This window comes from Streptomyces sp. NPDC029674, from assembly GCF_044903205.1.
In the GTDB taxonomy this organism is placed as follows: domain Bacteria; phylum Actinomycetota; class Actinomycetes; order Streptomycetales; family Streptomycetaceae; genus Streptomyces.
This window is the reverse complement of sequence record NZ_JBJDPY010000001.1, coordinates 466,127-479,650: the sequence shown is the minus strand read 5'-3', so window position 1 is coordinate 479,650 and position 13,524 is coordinate 466,127. Positions and strand designations below refer to the sequence as shown.

Here is a 13,524-nt window from a genome sequence, read left to right as displayed (position 1 = left end):
TGAGACCCTTGGGGTGTATCCACCAGCCGAAGGAAAGCTCTCTAGTGACCGCCACGGACCGCTCCACCGAGCTCATCAACGTCGCCGCCCAGGCGGCTGCCGACAAGCTCGCGCACGACATCATCGCGTACGACGTCAGCGACGTGCTGTCGATCACGGACGCGTTCCTGCTCGCCTCCGCTCCCAACGACCGCCAGGTCAAGTCGATCGTCGACGAGATCGAGGAGCAGCTGAACAAGCAGCTCGGCGCCAAGCCGGTCCGCCGCGAGGGGGACCGCGACGCCCGCTGGATCCTCCTCGACTACGTGGACATCGTGGTGCACGTCCAGCACAGCGAGGAGCGTGTCTTCTACGCCCTCGAGCGCCTGTGGAAGGACTGCCCCGAGATGGGCCTGCCCGAGGACGCCAAGGCCACCCGCGGCAAGGCCGCCGAGCACGCCGAGCAGCGGGCCGCGGAGGAGGCCGACCTGGACGGGGAACTGCGGTGAGCAACCGCGGTTGCCGGATCATCCTGTGGCGGCACGGCCAGACGGCCTGGAACCTGGAGCGCCGCTTCCAGGGCTCCACGGACATCGAGCTGACCGAGACGGGCGTCGCCCAGGCCAAGCGCGCCGCCCGGCTGCTCGCCTCCCTGAAGCCGGACGCCATCGTCGCCTCCGACCTCAGGCGCGCGGCGGCCACGGCCGCCGAGCTCTCCGCGATCACCGGCCTCACCGTCACGCACGAGGAGTCCCTCCGGGAGACGTACGCCGGTGACTGGCAGGGCCTGACGCACGACGAGATCATCGCCCGCTTCGGCGAGCAGTACACCGCGTGGAAGCGCGGCGAGGCGGTGCGCAGGGGCGGCGGCGAGCTGGAGACCGAGGTGGCCGACCGGGCCGCGCCGGTCGTCCTGCGCCATGCCGAGAAGCTGCCCGAGAATGGCACGCTGGTCGTGGTCAGCCACGGCGGCACGATCCGCACCACCATCGGCCGCCTCCTGGGCCTGGAGCCCCACCACTGGGAGGGGCTCGGCGGCCTCACCAACTGCTGCTGGTCGGTCCTCGGCCAGGGCGCGCGAGGCTGGCGCCTGCTCGAGCACAACGCCGGCACGCTGCCGGAACCGGTGCTCGGCGACGACGACTGAGCGCTCCGGCGGGCCGTCCGACCCGGATTTCACATTCGGGCTGGTCGCAGGCTAAAGTTCTTCTTGTTCGCCCGCCGAGCGGGAAGAACGCAAGGGGCTATAGCTCAGTTGGTAGAGCGCCTGCATGGCATGCAGGAGGTCAGGAGTTCAATTCTCCTTAGCTCCACAGTCCCGGAAATCCCGTCCCCGTCAGGGGGCGGGATTTTCTGCTGTCGCCGACATTTCCGCCGCTGTTCCCGCCGCCGTTCCCGTCGCCTTTCTCAGCCGGTGCAGCTCCGCGGTGTGCCGGCTGCTCTCCTCGTCGTCCGGGGTGTAGACGACGATCCGGCATTCCGGCATGCCGTTGACGCTCAGCGAGACCGACGTCATGCGCAGCTCACCGATGGCCCGGTGCCGGAACGTCTTCACGCGGGGCCCCGGCGGTATCACGTCGCCGCTCTCCCAGAGTCGCGCGAAGTGCGGGCTGGCGGCCGACAGCCGGCTGACGAAGCCCTCCCAGGCCGGCTCGCCCACATGGCGGCCGTACGCGCTGCGCAGGGTCGCGACCATCACCGGCAGCTCGGAGTCGCGGAAGACCAGCGGGCAGTCGTCCGCGGGCACCGTGAACAGCGACCACAGCGCGTTCGGGACGCCGGTGCCGGGGGCCTGGGGGAGGAGGAAGAGGTCGCGGTAGGCGGGGTTGGTGGCGAGGATGTCGTACCGCGTGTTGTAGACCACCGCCGGGCGCGGGTCCATGGCGTCGATGATGCCCTGGATCTCCGGGCCGACCGCCTCCGCCGAGGCCTCGCGGTCCGGGGCGTACGGCACCTCGGCCAGGTGGTACAGATGCTCGCGCTCCGGCTGGTCGAGGCGCAGGGTGCGCGCCACGGCGTCCAGGACCTGGGGTGACGCGTTGATCGGCCGGCCCTGCTCCAGCCACGTGTACCAGGTGACGCCGACGCCGGAGAGCTGGGCCACCTCCTCGCGGCGCAGGCCCGGGGTGCGGCGGCGCAGGCCCGGGGCCATGCCCACGTCGGCCGGGGTCACCCGGGCCCTGCGGCCGCGCAGGAAGGCGGCGAGCTCCGGTCTGCGGCGCTGCGTCGGGGTCTGCCCCCGTGCCGTCGTCATCGTCGTCACGCCCCCATCCTGCGCGTCCGCCGAGGGTGCTGACAGGTGCTGTCAGTACCAGCATCAGCGGACTCTCGTTACCCGTACCGGACCGCCCCCACGCTCATGGCATGACGACGACCACCCCACCTGTTCCGGCAGGTTCAACTCCCGCACCCAGTAAAGCGCCCGGCACTGACAAACGCTCCCGTCGGCTGCTCGCGGTCGTGCTGGCCGCCCAGTTCATGGCGCTGCTCGACGTCTTCATCGTCAATGTCGCGGCCCCCACGATCCGGGCCGAACTGCACGCGTCCGGTGGCGGGTTGCAGCTGGTGATCGCCGGCTACACCCTCACGTACGCCGTGCTCCTGATCACCGGCGCGCGGCTCGGCGACCGCTTCGGTCAACGCCGGGTCTACCTCGCGGGGCTCGCCGTCTTCACCGCGGCCTCGCTGGCCTGCGGACTCGCCCAGGGGACCGCCGGGTTGGTCGCCTTCCGGCTGGTGCAGGGCGCGGGCTCCGCCGTCCTCATCCCGCAGGTGCTCGGCCTCATCCAGCGCAACTTCGCGGGTGAGGCGCGGGTGAAGGCGCTCGGGGCGTACGCGGCGGTCCTCGCGACCGGCGCCGCGGCCGGGCAGGTGCTCGGCGGGGTGCTCGTCGGCGCCGATCTGTTCGGCACCGGCTGGCGTCCGGTGTTCCTGGTCAACGTGCCGGTCGGGGCGGTCTTGCTGGCGCTGGCGGTCCGCGTGCTGCCGCGCGACGACGACACGGAGCCGGGGGCGGGGCGGGCGCGTGAGCTCGACCTGCCCGGACTCGTGCTGCTCGGCGCGGCCGTCTCGCTGTTCACCGTGCCGCTGGTGCTCGGGCAGGAGGAGGGCTGGCCGCTGTGGTCCTGGCTCTCGTTGGCCGCCGCCGGAATCTGCTTCGCGCTCTTCTGCGTGTACGAGTCGAGGCTGGCCCGGCGGGGCGGGGCGCCGCTGATCGCGCCCCGGGTCCTGCGCACCCCGGGCATGGCCCTCGCGATCTTCCGGATCGCCGCCGTGATGGCCCTCAACGGAGGCTTCCTGTTCGCGCTCACCCTGCACGTCCAGGGCGGCATGGGCTACAGCGCGCTGCGGGCCGGCCTGACCTTCGCGCCGACCGCCGTGGTCTTCGGCCTGGTCGGGCTGGTGTGGCGGCGCTGGCCGCAGGCGGTTCAACGGCCGCTGATTCCCGTCGGCTTCGCGCTGACCGCGGTGTCGACGGCCGCCGTGGGGCTGCTGCTGCGCGACGGCGGTGACGGTGGTCTCTGGCTCTACGCGGCCTTCGCAGGCGTGGGCACGGGGCTCTCCCTCGGTTTCAGTCCGACACTGACCCGGGCGCTCGCCACGGTGCGCGCCGAGGACGCGGCGGACGCCAGCGGGCTGCTCGCGACGGTCACCCAGCTCGGTCAGCTGACCGGTGTCGCCGGCTTCGGCGCGCTTTTCCTGAACCGGCTTGAGTCGGGTGGGGCCCCGGGTGCGTACTCCTCGGCGGACGCGTTCTTGACGTGCGCCTGCGCGCTGGCCGCGGTGGCCGCACTGGGGGCCGTGTCCGGACTGGTACGAAGGCGTCGCTGACCGGGTCGCTCGCGCCGTGGCAGAATCAAACGGCCGGAAGGGGACGCAGCCCGACGGGAGGGAGAGCGCGATGCCTGCGAGCATCCTCGGAGAGGTCGACCGCCTCTCCGAAGCGGCGGCCGTACGGGAACGGTCCGTGCCCCGTACACTCCTCGACTGCCCTTCCTGCGGCTCGTCCCACGTCGCTCAAGTGCTCGGTGACAACGGCGGAATCTCGTACGTGTGCACCGCCTGCGGCCACAGCTGGAGCTGATCGATGGGTGCACACAGGCGGAAATGCGACTGGTGCGGCAGTGGCACGCCGATCGTCCGCGACATGGAACCGGTCAACCAGGAGTATCAGTACTGGTGCGAGGAATGTGCACGGGCGCTGATCATAAAAGGCGACCCCATCGAGACGTACCGCGAACTCGAAGGGGAGCCGATCTACGGTCGGCTGCTGGACGAACACTGCACGCTCAAACGGTTCTACTCGTTCGCGACGGCGTGACGGCCACCGCTGCCACCAGGAGAAACGCGAAAGCGGTCACTACGTAGAGGGCCGACAGCGTCATCTGGCCATAATCCTGGGCGAGTTCCGGCCGCCCTGCTCCGTGCGGCACCCACCACAGGGCGTACGAGCAGAAGACCAGGGCGGCGGCACCGGTGACCGCCCACAGCCGTCGGCCGCCCCGGCGCCTCGCCTCCGCTCCCAGGAGCAGCACCATCGGCACGCACCAGACCCAGTGGTGCGACCACGACACGGGGCTCACCAGGAGCGCGGTCGCCGCGCAGGCGAGGGCGGCCCACGCGCGTTCGCCGCCCAGTGCGGCGGCCACCGCGACCGCGAGGCCCAGCGCCCCGGCGACGGCGGCGGCCAGGGCCCAGGCGGCGCCGGGCTCCCCGGTGTGCAGGAGCCGGGCCACGACGCCGCGCAGCGACTGGTTCGCGGTCTCCTCGGCGAACCCGACCCGCCCCGCCTCGAAGACCATCCGGGTCCAGAAGCGCCACGAGTCGTACGGCAGGACGGCGGCCGCGAGGGCCGTCGCGCCGGTGAAGGAGACGGCCGCCACGCACGCGTGCCGCACGGCCGGGCGCCACGGCCCGCGCCGCAGGGCCTCGACGGCCCCCGTCAGCAACAGGAACGTCGCGAAGAGCGCGGGCGTGAGCTTGATCGCCGCCGCCACACCGATGCCCACGCCCGCCCAGCGGTGACCGGGGCGCCGGGTCAGGTCCCACAGGACGAGGACGGCGAGCAGCAGGTTGATCTGTCCGTAGCGCAGCGTCGTCCACACCGGCTCGCACCAGACGGCGAGGGCGGCCGCCCACAGGACGCTCTCCACGCGCGCGTGCCGCTCGCCGTGGACCAGCCGCAGGGAGAGGTGCACGAAGGCGATCAGGAGCAGCAGGTTGGCCGGCGCCGCGAGTGCGCGCATGTCCGCCGTGTCCAGCAGCGTCAGCGGCGTGAAGAGCAGCGTGGCGAACGGCGGGTACGTCGTGGGCAGATGGGCCTCGGTGAAGAGCGACGCGTAGAGGTCGCCGCCCGCGCGCACGGTCGCGCCCTCGGCCCGGTAGACCATCAGGTCGATCATCGAGACGTCGGCGGCGCGCTGCGCGAGCCAGAAGGCCGTGAAGGAGAGCAGGCAGCCACCGGCGGCCAGGGGCACACGGCGGCGGGCGGCGGCGAGCGCGATCACGGTCACGAAGGCTGACAGTACCGGGCGTATCGGCTGGTATCGGGCCAGACCGGAAACGATTTGGTGGAGCACGGGTATGACCGTGTAATGTTGGCGGAGCCGCCGGGGAAACCGGGCGGACAAGCAAGGGGCTATAGCTCAGTTGGTAGAGCGCCTGCATGGCATGCAGGAGGTCAGGAGTTCAATTCTCCTTAGCTCCACAGAATATGAGCGGGCCACCCGGATCGGGTGGCCCGCTCTTTCGTTGCCTACTGCCTTCCGCTGCCGAGCGCCCGGCGTCCCCGGCCCGGTGGGAGCGCGGCCGGTAGCGTCCGGCGGGCCGGAAGCGCCGCCTGCGGGGCCTCCTCGATGCGCAGCGCGAGCGCCGGACAGCGGCGCACGGCGCGGGTGGCACGCGCTTCGGAGTAGCGCGGTACGGACGCTTCCGCCACCGAGGGGAAGCCGTCCGGGCCCAGTTGGATGAGCTCCGGGACGATGTCCGCGCACAGGCCGTGGCCCTGGCAGAGCGTCCAGTCGACGGCCAGCGTGCGGCCGGTGGGCGCCTCCGCCTGGGGCACGTCTTCCTGTAGCGGCAGGACTCCCTCGACGGGACGGCCGCAGCCGCCGCCCAGGACGTGTGCGGCGAGGTCGTCCGTGAACGCCGAGATCGACGACTCCAGGAACGCCGCCGAGCCGTCCGGGTGCTTGCACGCGCCGCGCCGCTTCACGGCCCGGGTCACCTCGCGCAGCGCTTCCAGAGCGGTCGGCCCGCCGCCCTCCAGGACGTCGGCGAGGCCGCGGGCCGCCGCGGGAAGGCCGAGGTAGCAGGGGCCGCACTGCCCCGAGCTCTCGGCGGCCAGCCAGTGCGCGACCCGCAGCGACTCTCCCAGCGGGCAGGTGCCCTCGCCGATCGGCAGGATCGCGCCCGCGCCGAGCGCGCCCCCGCAGGCGTCCAGGGAGGCGCGCGAGACGACCGCGTCGTGTGCCGTCACGCCGTCGAGCCACTTGCCGTGATAGCCGCCCGTCAGCACGCCCTGCGGGAGCGCGGGCGCGCCGGCGAGCTGGAGGACGTACCGCAGGGGCACTCCGGTGGGAACCTCGACGACCATCGGCCGCGCGACCGCTCCGGAGAGGGTCAGCAGGACGGTGCCCGGCTCGTCGCGCAGGCCGGTGCGGCAGTAGCGGTCGGCGCCGGCCCGGGCGGCGACGGCGAGCTGGGCGAACGTCTCCGCGTTGGAGAGCAGGGTCGGGGCGCCGCCCACTCCGGAGTCGGACGTCCGCACCTTGCGGCCCGGTGGCAGGGGCGGGCCGCCGTCCGCCGAGCGGACGAGGGCGGAGGACTCTCCGGTGACCATGCGCACCGGATTGCGCTGCACGCGCGCGCGGAGGGCCGGACCGCGCCGGTTGCCGAGGCCACGCTCGGCCAGCGCGGTGCGCATCGAGGCCTCGGTGGAGTCGCGGGTCACGCCGACGACCAGGGTGCGGGCTCCGAGGGCCTCGGCGGCGAGCAGGGCGCCGTCCAGGATGAGGTGCGGGGCACGGTTGATCAGGACGGTGTCCTTGCGGCAGGCGGGCTCGTCCTCGCTGCCGTTGACGACGACCACGGGGCGTACGCCGCGACGTATCGCCGCGTCCGCGACGGCCCGCAGCTTCCGGGCGAAGGGGAAGCCCGCGCCGCCCCGGCCGCGCAGCGCGATGTGCTCGGCGAGGCGGGCGAGGGGTTCGCCCGCCATCGGTTCCAGCGGACCGTGGACCTTCAGGTGCATGGCGAGGTCGAGGCGTTCGACGAGGTCGAAGCCGGAGGTGAGCAGGGGCAGGCCGACGACGCGGACTTCCGGGACGTCGGGCAGTGAGGCGTTCACGGATGGCCTCCGGTGGCGGCGTTCCAGGGCTCGCCCGAGCTGGGGGCATGAAAGGGCCGGGGCAGCGGTTCGGTGGCGGGGCCGCTGTCGTACGCGGGGTCGAGGGGCGCGTCGTACGAAGGGTCGTAGACGGGCTGGGGGATGGTGTCGTACGTGGGCGGGGGCGCGATGTAGGGCGATTCGGCGGGTGGTGGCGGGGAGGGCGCGGGCCAGCGGCCGGTGGGGTCGGTGCGGGGCGGGGGCACGGTGGGGGTCAGTGCCCGGTAGGCCGCGGAGATGCCGACGACCGGCTCCGGAGAGGGGGTGGGGGCGGTCGTGCCGGGCAGCGGGGCGGAGGCGGTGTCCCGCGCGGGTGGCCGCTCCCGGGGTGAGGCGTCCCGTTCCGGTTCGAGCAGGGCGAGGATCCGGGCGGCGACCTTCCGCTTGACCGGACGTGGCGCCGCGCGCAGCGCCACGGCACCGGCGACCCCGACCAGGCACAGCGCGTACAGCGCGATCACCCAGGAGGCGGGTGGGCGGCCCGCGTACAGGCCGTGGATCAGCCCCGCGCACCAGGCGGGATAGGCGAGCATGTGCAGCGCCCGCCAGCGGGAGGCGACCCGCGCCGGGGAAGCGAAGGCGCTGCGCAGGGCGCCGGTGACGGCTGTGGCGATCATGAGGAGGCCCGCGAGCGAGCCGAGGCCGATGAGTCCGGCGCTGCCTGCGACGCCGAGCCCGAACGGCATGAGGGCGCCGAACAGCGACACGTGGTCGAGCGCGACCTTGGCGGTGCCGTGCAGCAGCAGGAAGCCGACGGAGGCGGCCGCGGTGGTGCGGTGCACGGCCTGGGCGAGCAGGCGCTGGCGCGGATGGAGGAACAGCCGGTCGGTGGCGACCAGACCCCAGACGACGGCGGCGGTCAGACAGACCAGGGACAGGACGCCGGCGGTGAAGTCGATGGCGGCCCGCAGGCCGTCGCTGCCCGCGAAGACGAGCAGGGGTATCAGCAGCAGGGCTCCGGTACCGAGCAGAGCACTCTTGCGGTGGAGGTGCGGAGAGTTCATGGGGGCGGCTCCGAAATGGTTCGGTCCCGCCGCATGCTAAGTCGCTCCATACCGGTGGGTACGGGATTTGAGTTATTGCGTTGTTATCAAAGTGCGACACGATCTTGGTGTTGCCCCGATAGTGGGCGGTACGCGGAGTAACCCATGGCCAAGGGTCGGGAACCGGCCGGGTTCCCGGACGCCCGGGCGGCATGGGCACAAGCTCGTCGCGGGCCCCGGGAGGGCTGCGGTACCCTGACGCCATGCGTGCCGTACGCCTTCTGCTTAGCGGGCCGCGCTGATCAGTCCCGACCGCCGGTGAATCGCGGTCGGAATCGGCGCGGCGTCCCCTCCTGTGCGAGGGGCTTTTTCATTTGGCCAGCAGGCCAATTCCGTAGGCAGAGACGATCGATGGAGCTTTGAGGATCATGAGCGAGACGAATTCTGCTGCCGCCTCCGAGGTGGCCGCGCCGCACCGCTATACGGCCGCTCTGGCCGCCGAGATCGAGGCACGCTGGCAGGACTTCTGGGACGCCGACGGCACCTACGAGGCGCCGAACCCGAGCGGCGACATGGCCGCGCGGGACGAAGCCGAGGCCGCCCTGGTCGGCAGGCCCAAGAAGTTCATCATGGACATGTTCCCGTACCCCTCCGGAGCGGGCCTGCACGTCGGCCACCCCCTGGGCTACATCGCCACGGACGTCTACGCGCGCTACCAGCGCATGACCGGACACAACGTCCTGCACACCCTGGGTTTCGACGCCTTCGGCCTGCCCGCCGAGCAGTACGCCGTGCAGACGGGCACCCACCCGCGGGTCTCCACCGAGGCCAACATCGAGAACATGAAGGCGCAGCTGCGCGCGCTGGGCCTGGGGCACGACAAGCGACGCTCGTTCGCGACGATCGACCCCGAGTACTACAAGTGGACCCAGTGGATCTTCGTCCAGATCTTCAACTCCTGGTACGACACCGACGCCAAGAAGGCCCGCCCGATCGCCGACCTGGTCGCGCAGTTCGAGAGCGGTGACCGCGCCGTACCGGGCTCCACGCGCGCGTGGAGCGAGCTGGACGCCGCCGAGCGCGCCGACGTACTGAGCCAGTACCGCCTGGCCTACGCCTCCGACGCGCCCGTCAACTGGTGCCCCGGCCTGGGCACCGTCCTGGCCAACGAGGAAGTCACCGCCGACGGCCGCTCCGAGCGCGGCAACTTCCCCGTCTTCAAGGCCAAGCTGCGCCAGTGGAACATGCGCATCACGGCGTACGCCGACCGCCTGCTGGACGACCTGGACGCGCTGGACTGGCCCGACGCCATCAAGCTGCAGCAGCGCAACTGGATCGGCCGCTCCGAAGGCGCCCGCGTGAAATTCCCCGTGGGCACCGAGGGCGACGCGATCACCGTCTTCACCACCCGCCAGGACACCCTGTTCGGCTCCACCTACATGGTGCTGGCGCCCGAGCACGACCTGGTCGACAAGGTCGTGCCCGCGGCCTGGCCCGAGGGCACCCACGAGGTGTGGACCGGCGGACACGCCACACCGGCCGAGGCCGTCGCCAAGTACCGCGCCTTCGCCGCGTCCAAGTCCGACGTGGAGCGCCAGGCCGACGCCAAGGAGAAGACCGGCGTCTTCACCGGCGTCTACGCCACCAACCCGGTCAGCGGCGAGCAGGTCCCCGTCTTCATCGCCGACTACGTACTGATGGGCTACGGCACCGGCGCCATCATGGCCGTCCCGGCGCACGACAACCGCGACTTCGCCTTCGCGCGCGCCTTCCACCTGCCGATGCGCTGCGTGGTCGAACCGTCCGACGGCCGGGGCACCGACACCCGTACGTGGGACGACGCCTTCGTCTCGTACGAGGCGAAGCTGATCAACTCCTCGAACGAGGAAATCACCCTGGACGGCCTGGACGTCGTCGGCGCCAAGGCCCGCATCACCGGCTGGCTGGCCACCCGCGGCATCGGCGAGGGCACCGTCAACTTCCGCCTGCGCGACTGGCTGTTCAGCCGCCAGCGGTACTGGGGCGAGCCTTTCCCCATCGTCTACGACGAGGACGGCATCGCCCACGCGCTGCCCGAGTCGATGCTGCCCCTGGAGCTGCCGGAGGTCGACGACTACTCCCCGCGCACCTTCGACCCGGACGACGCGGACACCTCTCCGGAGACGCCGCTGTCCCGCAACGAGGACTGGGTCAACGTCACCCTGGACCTGGGCGAAGGACCCAAGCGGTACCGCCGTGAGACCAACACCATGCCCAACTGGGCGGGCTCCTGCTGGTACGAGCTGCGCTACCTGGACCCGCGCAACGACCAGCAGCTGGTCGACCCCGCCGTCGAGCAGTACTGGATGGGGCCGCGCGAGGGGCAGCCGACGGGGGGCGTCGACCTGTACGTGGGCGGCGCCGAGCACGCCGTGCTGCACCTGCTGTACGCGCGCTTCTGGTCGAAGGTCCTGTTCGACCTGGGCCACATCTCGTCCTCCGAGCCGTTCCACAAGCTGTACAACCAGGGCATGATCCAGGCCTACGTCTACCGGGACAGCCGCGGCTTCCCGGTGCCGGCCGCCGAGGTCGAGGAGCGCGACGGCAAGTTCTTCTTCGAGGGCGAGCCGGTCAAGCGCGAGCTGGGCAAGATGGGCAAGTCCCTGAAGAACGCGGTCACGCCGGACGAGATCTGCGACGAGTACGGCGCGGACACCCTGCGCCTGTACGAGATGGCGATGGGCCCCCTGGACGTGTCGCGTCCCTGGGACACGCGCGCGGTCGTCGGCCAGTACCGCCTGCTGCAGCGGCTGTGGCGCCTGATCGTCGACGAGTCGACCGGTGAGGTCACCGTCGCGGACGTCGCCGAGGCCGACATCGACGAGGGCACCCTGCGCGCCCTGCACAAGGCGATCGACGGCGTGCGCCAGGACCTGGACGGCATGCGGTTCAACACCGCCATCGCCAAGATCACCGAGCTGAACAACCACCTGACGAAGGTGGGCGGCACGGTGCCGAGGTCCGTCGCGGAGCGCCTGGTGCTGCTGATCGCGCCGCTGGCCCCGCACGTCGCCGAAGAGCTGTGGCGCAAGCTGGGCCACACCGACTCGGTCGTCCACCAGGACTTCCCTGTCGCCGACCCGGCGTACGTCGTGGACGAGTCAGTGACCTGCGTCGTGCAGATCAAGGGCAAGGTCAAGGCGCGCCTGGAGGTCTCCCCGTCGATCTCCGACGCGGAGCTGGAGAAGGTGGCGCTGGCCGACGAGAAGGTCGTGGCCGCGCTGGCCGGCGCGGGCATCCGCAAGGTGATCGTGCGGGCGCCGAAGCTGGTGAACATCGTTCCCGCGTAGCGGCATAGGGGTCTTCCCCTACGGGCAGGTTGGGGGTTCCGTTGGAACCTCCGGCCTGCCTTCTCCGTTTACCGTGGAGGAGTCGCTGGAGCTGTCTGAACGCGGAGAGGAGCGTCATGGGATCCGTGGGCGCGATCGTGGCGCTGCTTGTCGTGCTGTTCATGGTGCTGGGCGTCTATCTGACGGTGAAGGCGGTCCGGGCGGCCAAGCGGGGCGTGGACCGCACCATCCTGGAGGCCCGCCGGACGGTCGAGGACACCACGCTCCGGGCGAAGAGCTTCGCCCAGGTCGGCACCGCGGCCGAACTGGCGCAGCTGCGCCTCTCCTTGCGCACGTCCATGCGGGCCACCCAGGACGTCCTGCAAGCGGGTGCCGCCGACGACGCCTCGCTGAAGGAGACTTTGCAGCTCTTCGACCGGCTCAGCGTCCACGGGCACGAGCTGGACGACGAGCTGCGCCGCCTGGAGCGCGACCCCGACAAGGCCGCGCTGGCCGAGCGGCTCCCGGGGCTGCGGGAGCGCACGGAGCAGATCACGAAGGCGGCCGATTCCCTGCGCTGGTCGGCGCGCGACCGGGCCCGCCGGTTCGCCGACGACGACCTGGACTCGCTGAGCACGCAGATCGACATGGAGGCGGGCGCCCTGCGGCACTGGACGACGGAGCCGTCGCCCGCCCAGACTCCCGCCGCGTGGCCCGAGCCCGCGACGGACGACGCCGAGCGGACGACGCGACAGGCGATCACCCCGCCCACCGCCAGGCCGACGTATCCCTGGGAGAAGAAGACCAAGCCCGAGAGCACGACCTGATCCACCCGGTGGCCGAGGGAACTTCCGCGGAACCGGGCCGGCAGGGGCCGGGCTGCCACCCGACGGCGCAGACAGGTAATCTCCAGCTCATGTCCCGCCATGTCGCGATCGTCACGGATTCAACGGCCTACCTGCCGCAGCCGATGATGGACCGGCACGGCATCACGGCGGTGCCCCTGACCGTGGTCCTGGGTGACCAGGCACTGGAGGAAGGCACCGAGATCTCGTCCCGCTCGCTCGCCCTGGCGCTGCAGAAGCGGAAGTCGGTGACGACCTCCCGGCCCAGCCCCCAGCTCTTCGCGGAGACGTACCGGAAGCTCGCCGAGGCGGGCGCCACGGCCATCGTCTCGCTGCATCTGGGCGCCGAGTTCTCCGGCACGTACGACGCCGCGGTCCTCGCCGCGCAGGAAGCGCCGGTGCCCGTGCGGGTGGTGGACACCGGCATGGTCGCGATGGCCCTCGGCTTCTGCGCCCTCTCGGCGGCCCAGGCCGCGGAGGCGGGCGACTCGGTGGAGGAGGCGGTGGCGGCCGCGGAGAAGCGGGCCGCCGGCACGTCCGCGTACTTCTACGTCGACACCCTCGACTATCTGCGCAGGGGCGGCCGCATCGGCGCCGCACAGGCGCTGCTGGGCTCCGCGCTCGCCGTCAAGCCGCTGCTGAAGCTGGACGGCGGCCGCATCGACATGCTGGAGAAGGTACGGACGGCGTCGAAGGCGATCGCCCGGCTCGAGGAGATCGTGGTCGAGCGCGCCGGCAGCGGCCGGGTCGACATCGCGGTGCACCACCTGGCGGCGCCGGAGCGGGCGTCGGTCCTCGCCGACCGGCTCAGGGACCGGGTGCCGGGCCTCGCCGACTTGCACGTCAGCGAGGTCGGCGCGGTGATCGGGGCGCACACCGGGCCGGGGCTGCTGGGGGCTGTGGTCTCGCCGCGCTGAGGTTCCGCCTCGGGGCCCGGGTTACCGCGTGTGGGTGACGGAGATATCCACAACCGCCGAGTAATCCACGGAAATTGATCAAGATCAACAACTTTCCGCCGCGAT

At 71.8% G+C, this 13,524-nt stretch carries 12 protein-coding genes and 2 tRNA genes; 10 read left to right on the top strand and 4 right to left on the bottom strand.

The genetic code is table 11. The annotated features are described in order from the left end of the window. The first annotated feature begins 44 nt into the window (after positions 1 to 44). The 3 genes from rsfS (at position 45) to ACI2L3_RS02090 (ending at position 1,292) form a co-directional block, all read left to right on the top strand. Positions 45 to 488, top strand: a complete 444-nt coding sequence (rsfS, locus tag ACI2L3_RS02100; protein WP_404750364.1) for a ribosome silencing factor — start codon at positions 45 to 47, stop codon at positions 486 to 488. Beyond that, positions 485 to 1,126 carry a histidine phosphatase family protein gene (locus tag ACI2L3_RS02095; RefSeq protein ID WP_404750363.1) on the top strand — a complete coding sequence of 214 codons (642 nt, stop codon included), beginning with the start codon at positions 485 to 487 and terminating at the stop codon, positions 1,124 to 1,126. The genes rsfS and ACI2L3_RS02095 overlap by 4 nt, the downstream gene beginning before the upstream one ends. A 93-nt stretch (positions 1,127 to 1,219) precedes the next feature. Continuing rightward, a tRNA-Ala gene (locus ACI2L3_RS02090) sits at positions 1,220 to 1,292 on the top strand. 23 nt (positions 1,293 to 1,315) lie between these two features. Here the strand turns inward: ACI2L3_RS02090 and ACI2L3_RS02085 are convergent. Then, entirely contained in the window at positions 1,316 to 2,233 is a 918-nt protein-coding gene (locus tag ACI2L3_RS02085) for a helix-turn-helix transcriptional regulator (protein ID WP_404750693.1), read from the bottom strand. A gap of 110 nt (positions 2,234 to 2,343) precedes the next feature. Here ACI2L3_RS02085 and ACI2L3_RS02080 point away from each other — a divergent pair, with 110 nt between their 5' ends. The 3 genes from ACI2L3_RS02080 (at position 2,344) to ACI2L3_RS02070 (ending at position 4,300) form a co-directional block, all read left to right on the top strand. Further along, positions 2,344 to 3,810 (top strand): MFS transporter, encoded by a 1,467-nt coding sequence (locus ACI2L3_RS02080; protein ID WP_404750362.1) that lies wholly within the window; start codon positions 2,344 to 2,346, stop codon positions 3,808 to 3,810. A 70-nt stretch (positions 3,811 to 3,880) separates the two neighbouring features. Continuing rightward, complete coding sequence (locus ACI2L3_RS02075) at positions 3,881 to 4,063, top strand: hypothetical protein (RefSeq protein ID WP_404750361.1); 183 nt, start codon at positions 3,881 to 3,883, stop codon at positions 4,061 to 4,063. Between the two features lie 3 nt (positions 4,064 to 4,066). Next, positions 4,067 to 4,300, top strand: coding sequence for a hypothetical protein (locus tag ACI2L3_RS02070; RefSeq protein ID WP_306334254.1), 234 nt, complete (start codon positions 4,067 to 4,069; stop codon positions 4,298 to 4,300). Here the strand turns inward: ACI2L3_RS02070 and ACI2L3_RS02065 are convergent. Beyond that, complete coding sequence (locus ACI2L3_RS02065) at positions 4,269 to 5,492, bottom strand: glycosyltransferase 87 family protein (protein ID WP_404750360.1); 1,224 nt, start codon at positions 5,490 to 5,492, stop codon at positions 4,269 to 4,271. The genes ACI2L3_RS02070 and ACI2L3_RS02065 overlap by 32 nt on opposite strands. A 121-nt stretch (positions 5,493 to 5,613) precedes the next feature. Between ACI2L3_RS02065 and ACI2L3_RS02060 the strand changes: the two genes are divergently transcribed. Beyond that, positions 5,614 to 5,686 (top strand) — tRNA-Ala (locus ACI2L3_RS02060). Between the two features lie 48 nt (positions 5,687 to 5,734). On the opposite strand, the gene ACI2L3_RS02055 is transcribed toward ACI2L3_RS02060, so the two are convergent. Together ACI2L3_RS02055 and ACI2L3_RS02050 are read right to left on the bottom strand one after the other, a co-directional pair. Next, entirely contained in the window at positions 5,735 to 7,327 is a 1,593-nt protein-coding gene (locus ACI2L3_RS02055) for a ferredoxin (protein WP_404750359.1), read from the bottom strand. Then, on the bottom strand, positions 7,324 to 8,370 hold the full coding sequence (locus ACI2L3_RS02050) for a hypothetical protein (protein ID WP_404750358.1): 1,047 nt from the start codon (positions 8,368 to 8,370) through the stop codon (positions 7,324 to 7,326). The genes ACI2L3_RS02055 and ACI2L3_RS02050 overlap by 4 nt, the downstream gene beginning before the upstream one ends. Before the next feature lie 407 nt (positions 8,371 to 8,777). Between ACI2L3_RS02050 and leuS the strand changes: the two genes are divergently transcribed. The 3 genes from leuS (at position 8,778) to ACI2L3_RS02035 (ending at position 13,419) form a co-directional block, all read left to right on the top strand. Beyond that, positions 8,778 to 11,678: a leucine--tRNA ligase gene (gene leuS / locus ACI2L3_RS02045; RefSeq protein ID WP_404750357.1), complete on the top strand. Its 2,901-nt coding sequence runs from the start codon at positions 8,778 to 8,780 to the stop codon at positions 11,676 to 11,678. Positions 11,679 to 11,794: 116 nt separating this feature from the next. Further along, positions 11,795 to 12,484 carry a hypothetical protein gene (locus tag ACI2L3_RS02040; RefSeq protein ID WP_404750356.1) on the top strand — a complete coding sequence of 230 codons (690 nt, stop codon included), beginning with the start codon at positions 11,795 to 11,797 and terminating at the stop codon, positions 12,482 to 12,484. An 89-nt stretch (positions 12,485 to 12,573) separates the two neighbouring features. Next, positions 12,574 to 13,419, top strand: a complete 846-nt coding sequence (locus tag ACI2L3_RS02035; protein ID WP_404750355.1) for a DegV family protein — start codon at positions 12,574 to 12,576, stop codon at positions 13,417 to 13,419. The last annotated feature ends 105 nt before the right edge of the window (positions 13,420 to 13,524 follow it).

Coding starts and splice junctions, on each gene's coding strand:
- leuS (WP_404750357.1), top strand. CDS start 8,778: ATGAGCGAGACGAATTCTGCTGCCGCCTCCGAGGTGGCCGCGCCGCAC.
- ACI2L3_RS02050 (WP_404750358.1), bottom strand. CDS start 8,370: ATGAACTCTCCGCACCTCCACCGCAAGAGTGCTCTGCTCGGTACCGGA.
- ACI2L3_RS02070 (WP_306334254.1), top strand. CDS start 4,067: ATGGGTGCACACAGGCGGAAATGCGACTGGTGCGGCAGTGGCACGCCG.
- ACI2L3_RS02080 (WP_404750362.1), top strand. CDS start 2,344: ATGACGACGACCACCCCACCTGTTCCGGCAGGTTCAACTCCCGCACCC.
- ACI2L3_RS02040 (WP_404750356.1), top strand. CDS start 11,795: ATGGGATCCGTGGGCGCGATCGTGGCGCTGCTTGTCGTGCTGTTCATG.
- ACI2L3_RS02075 (WP_404750361.1), top strand. CDS start 3,881: ATGCCTGCGAGCATCCTCGGAGAGGTCGACCGCCTCTCCGAAGCGGCG.
- ACI2L3_RS02085 (WP_404750693.1), bottom strand. CDS start 2,233: ATGACGACGGCACGGGGGCAGACCCCGACGCAGCGCCGCAGACCGGAG.
- ACI2L3_RS02035 (WP_404750355.1), top strand. CDS start 12,574: ATGTCCCGCCATGTCGCGATCGTCACGGATTCAACGGCCTACCTGCCG.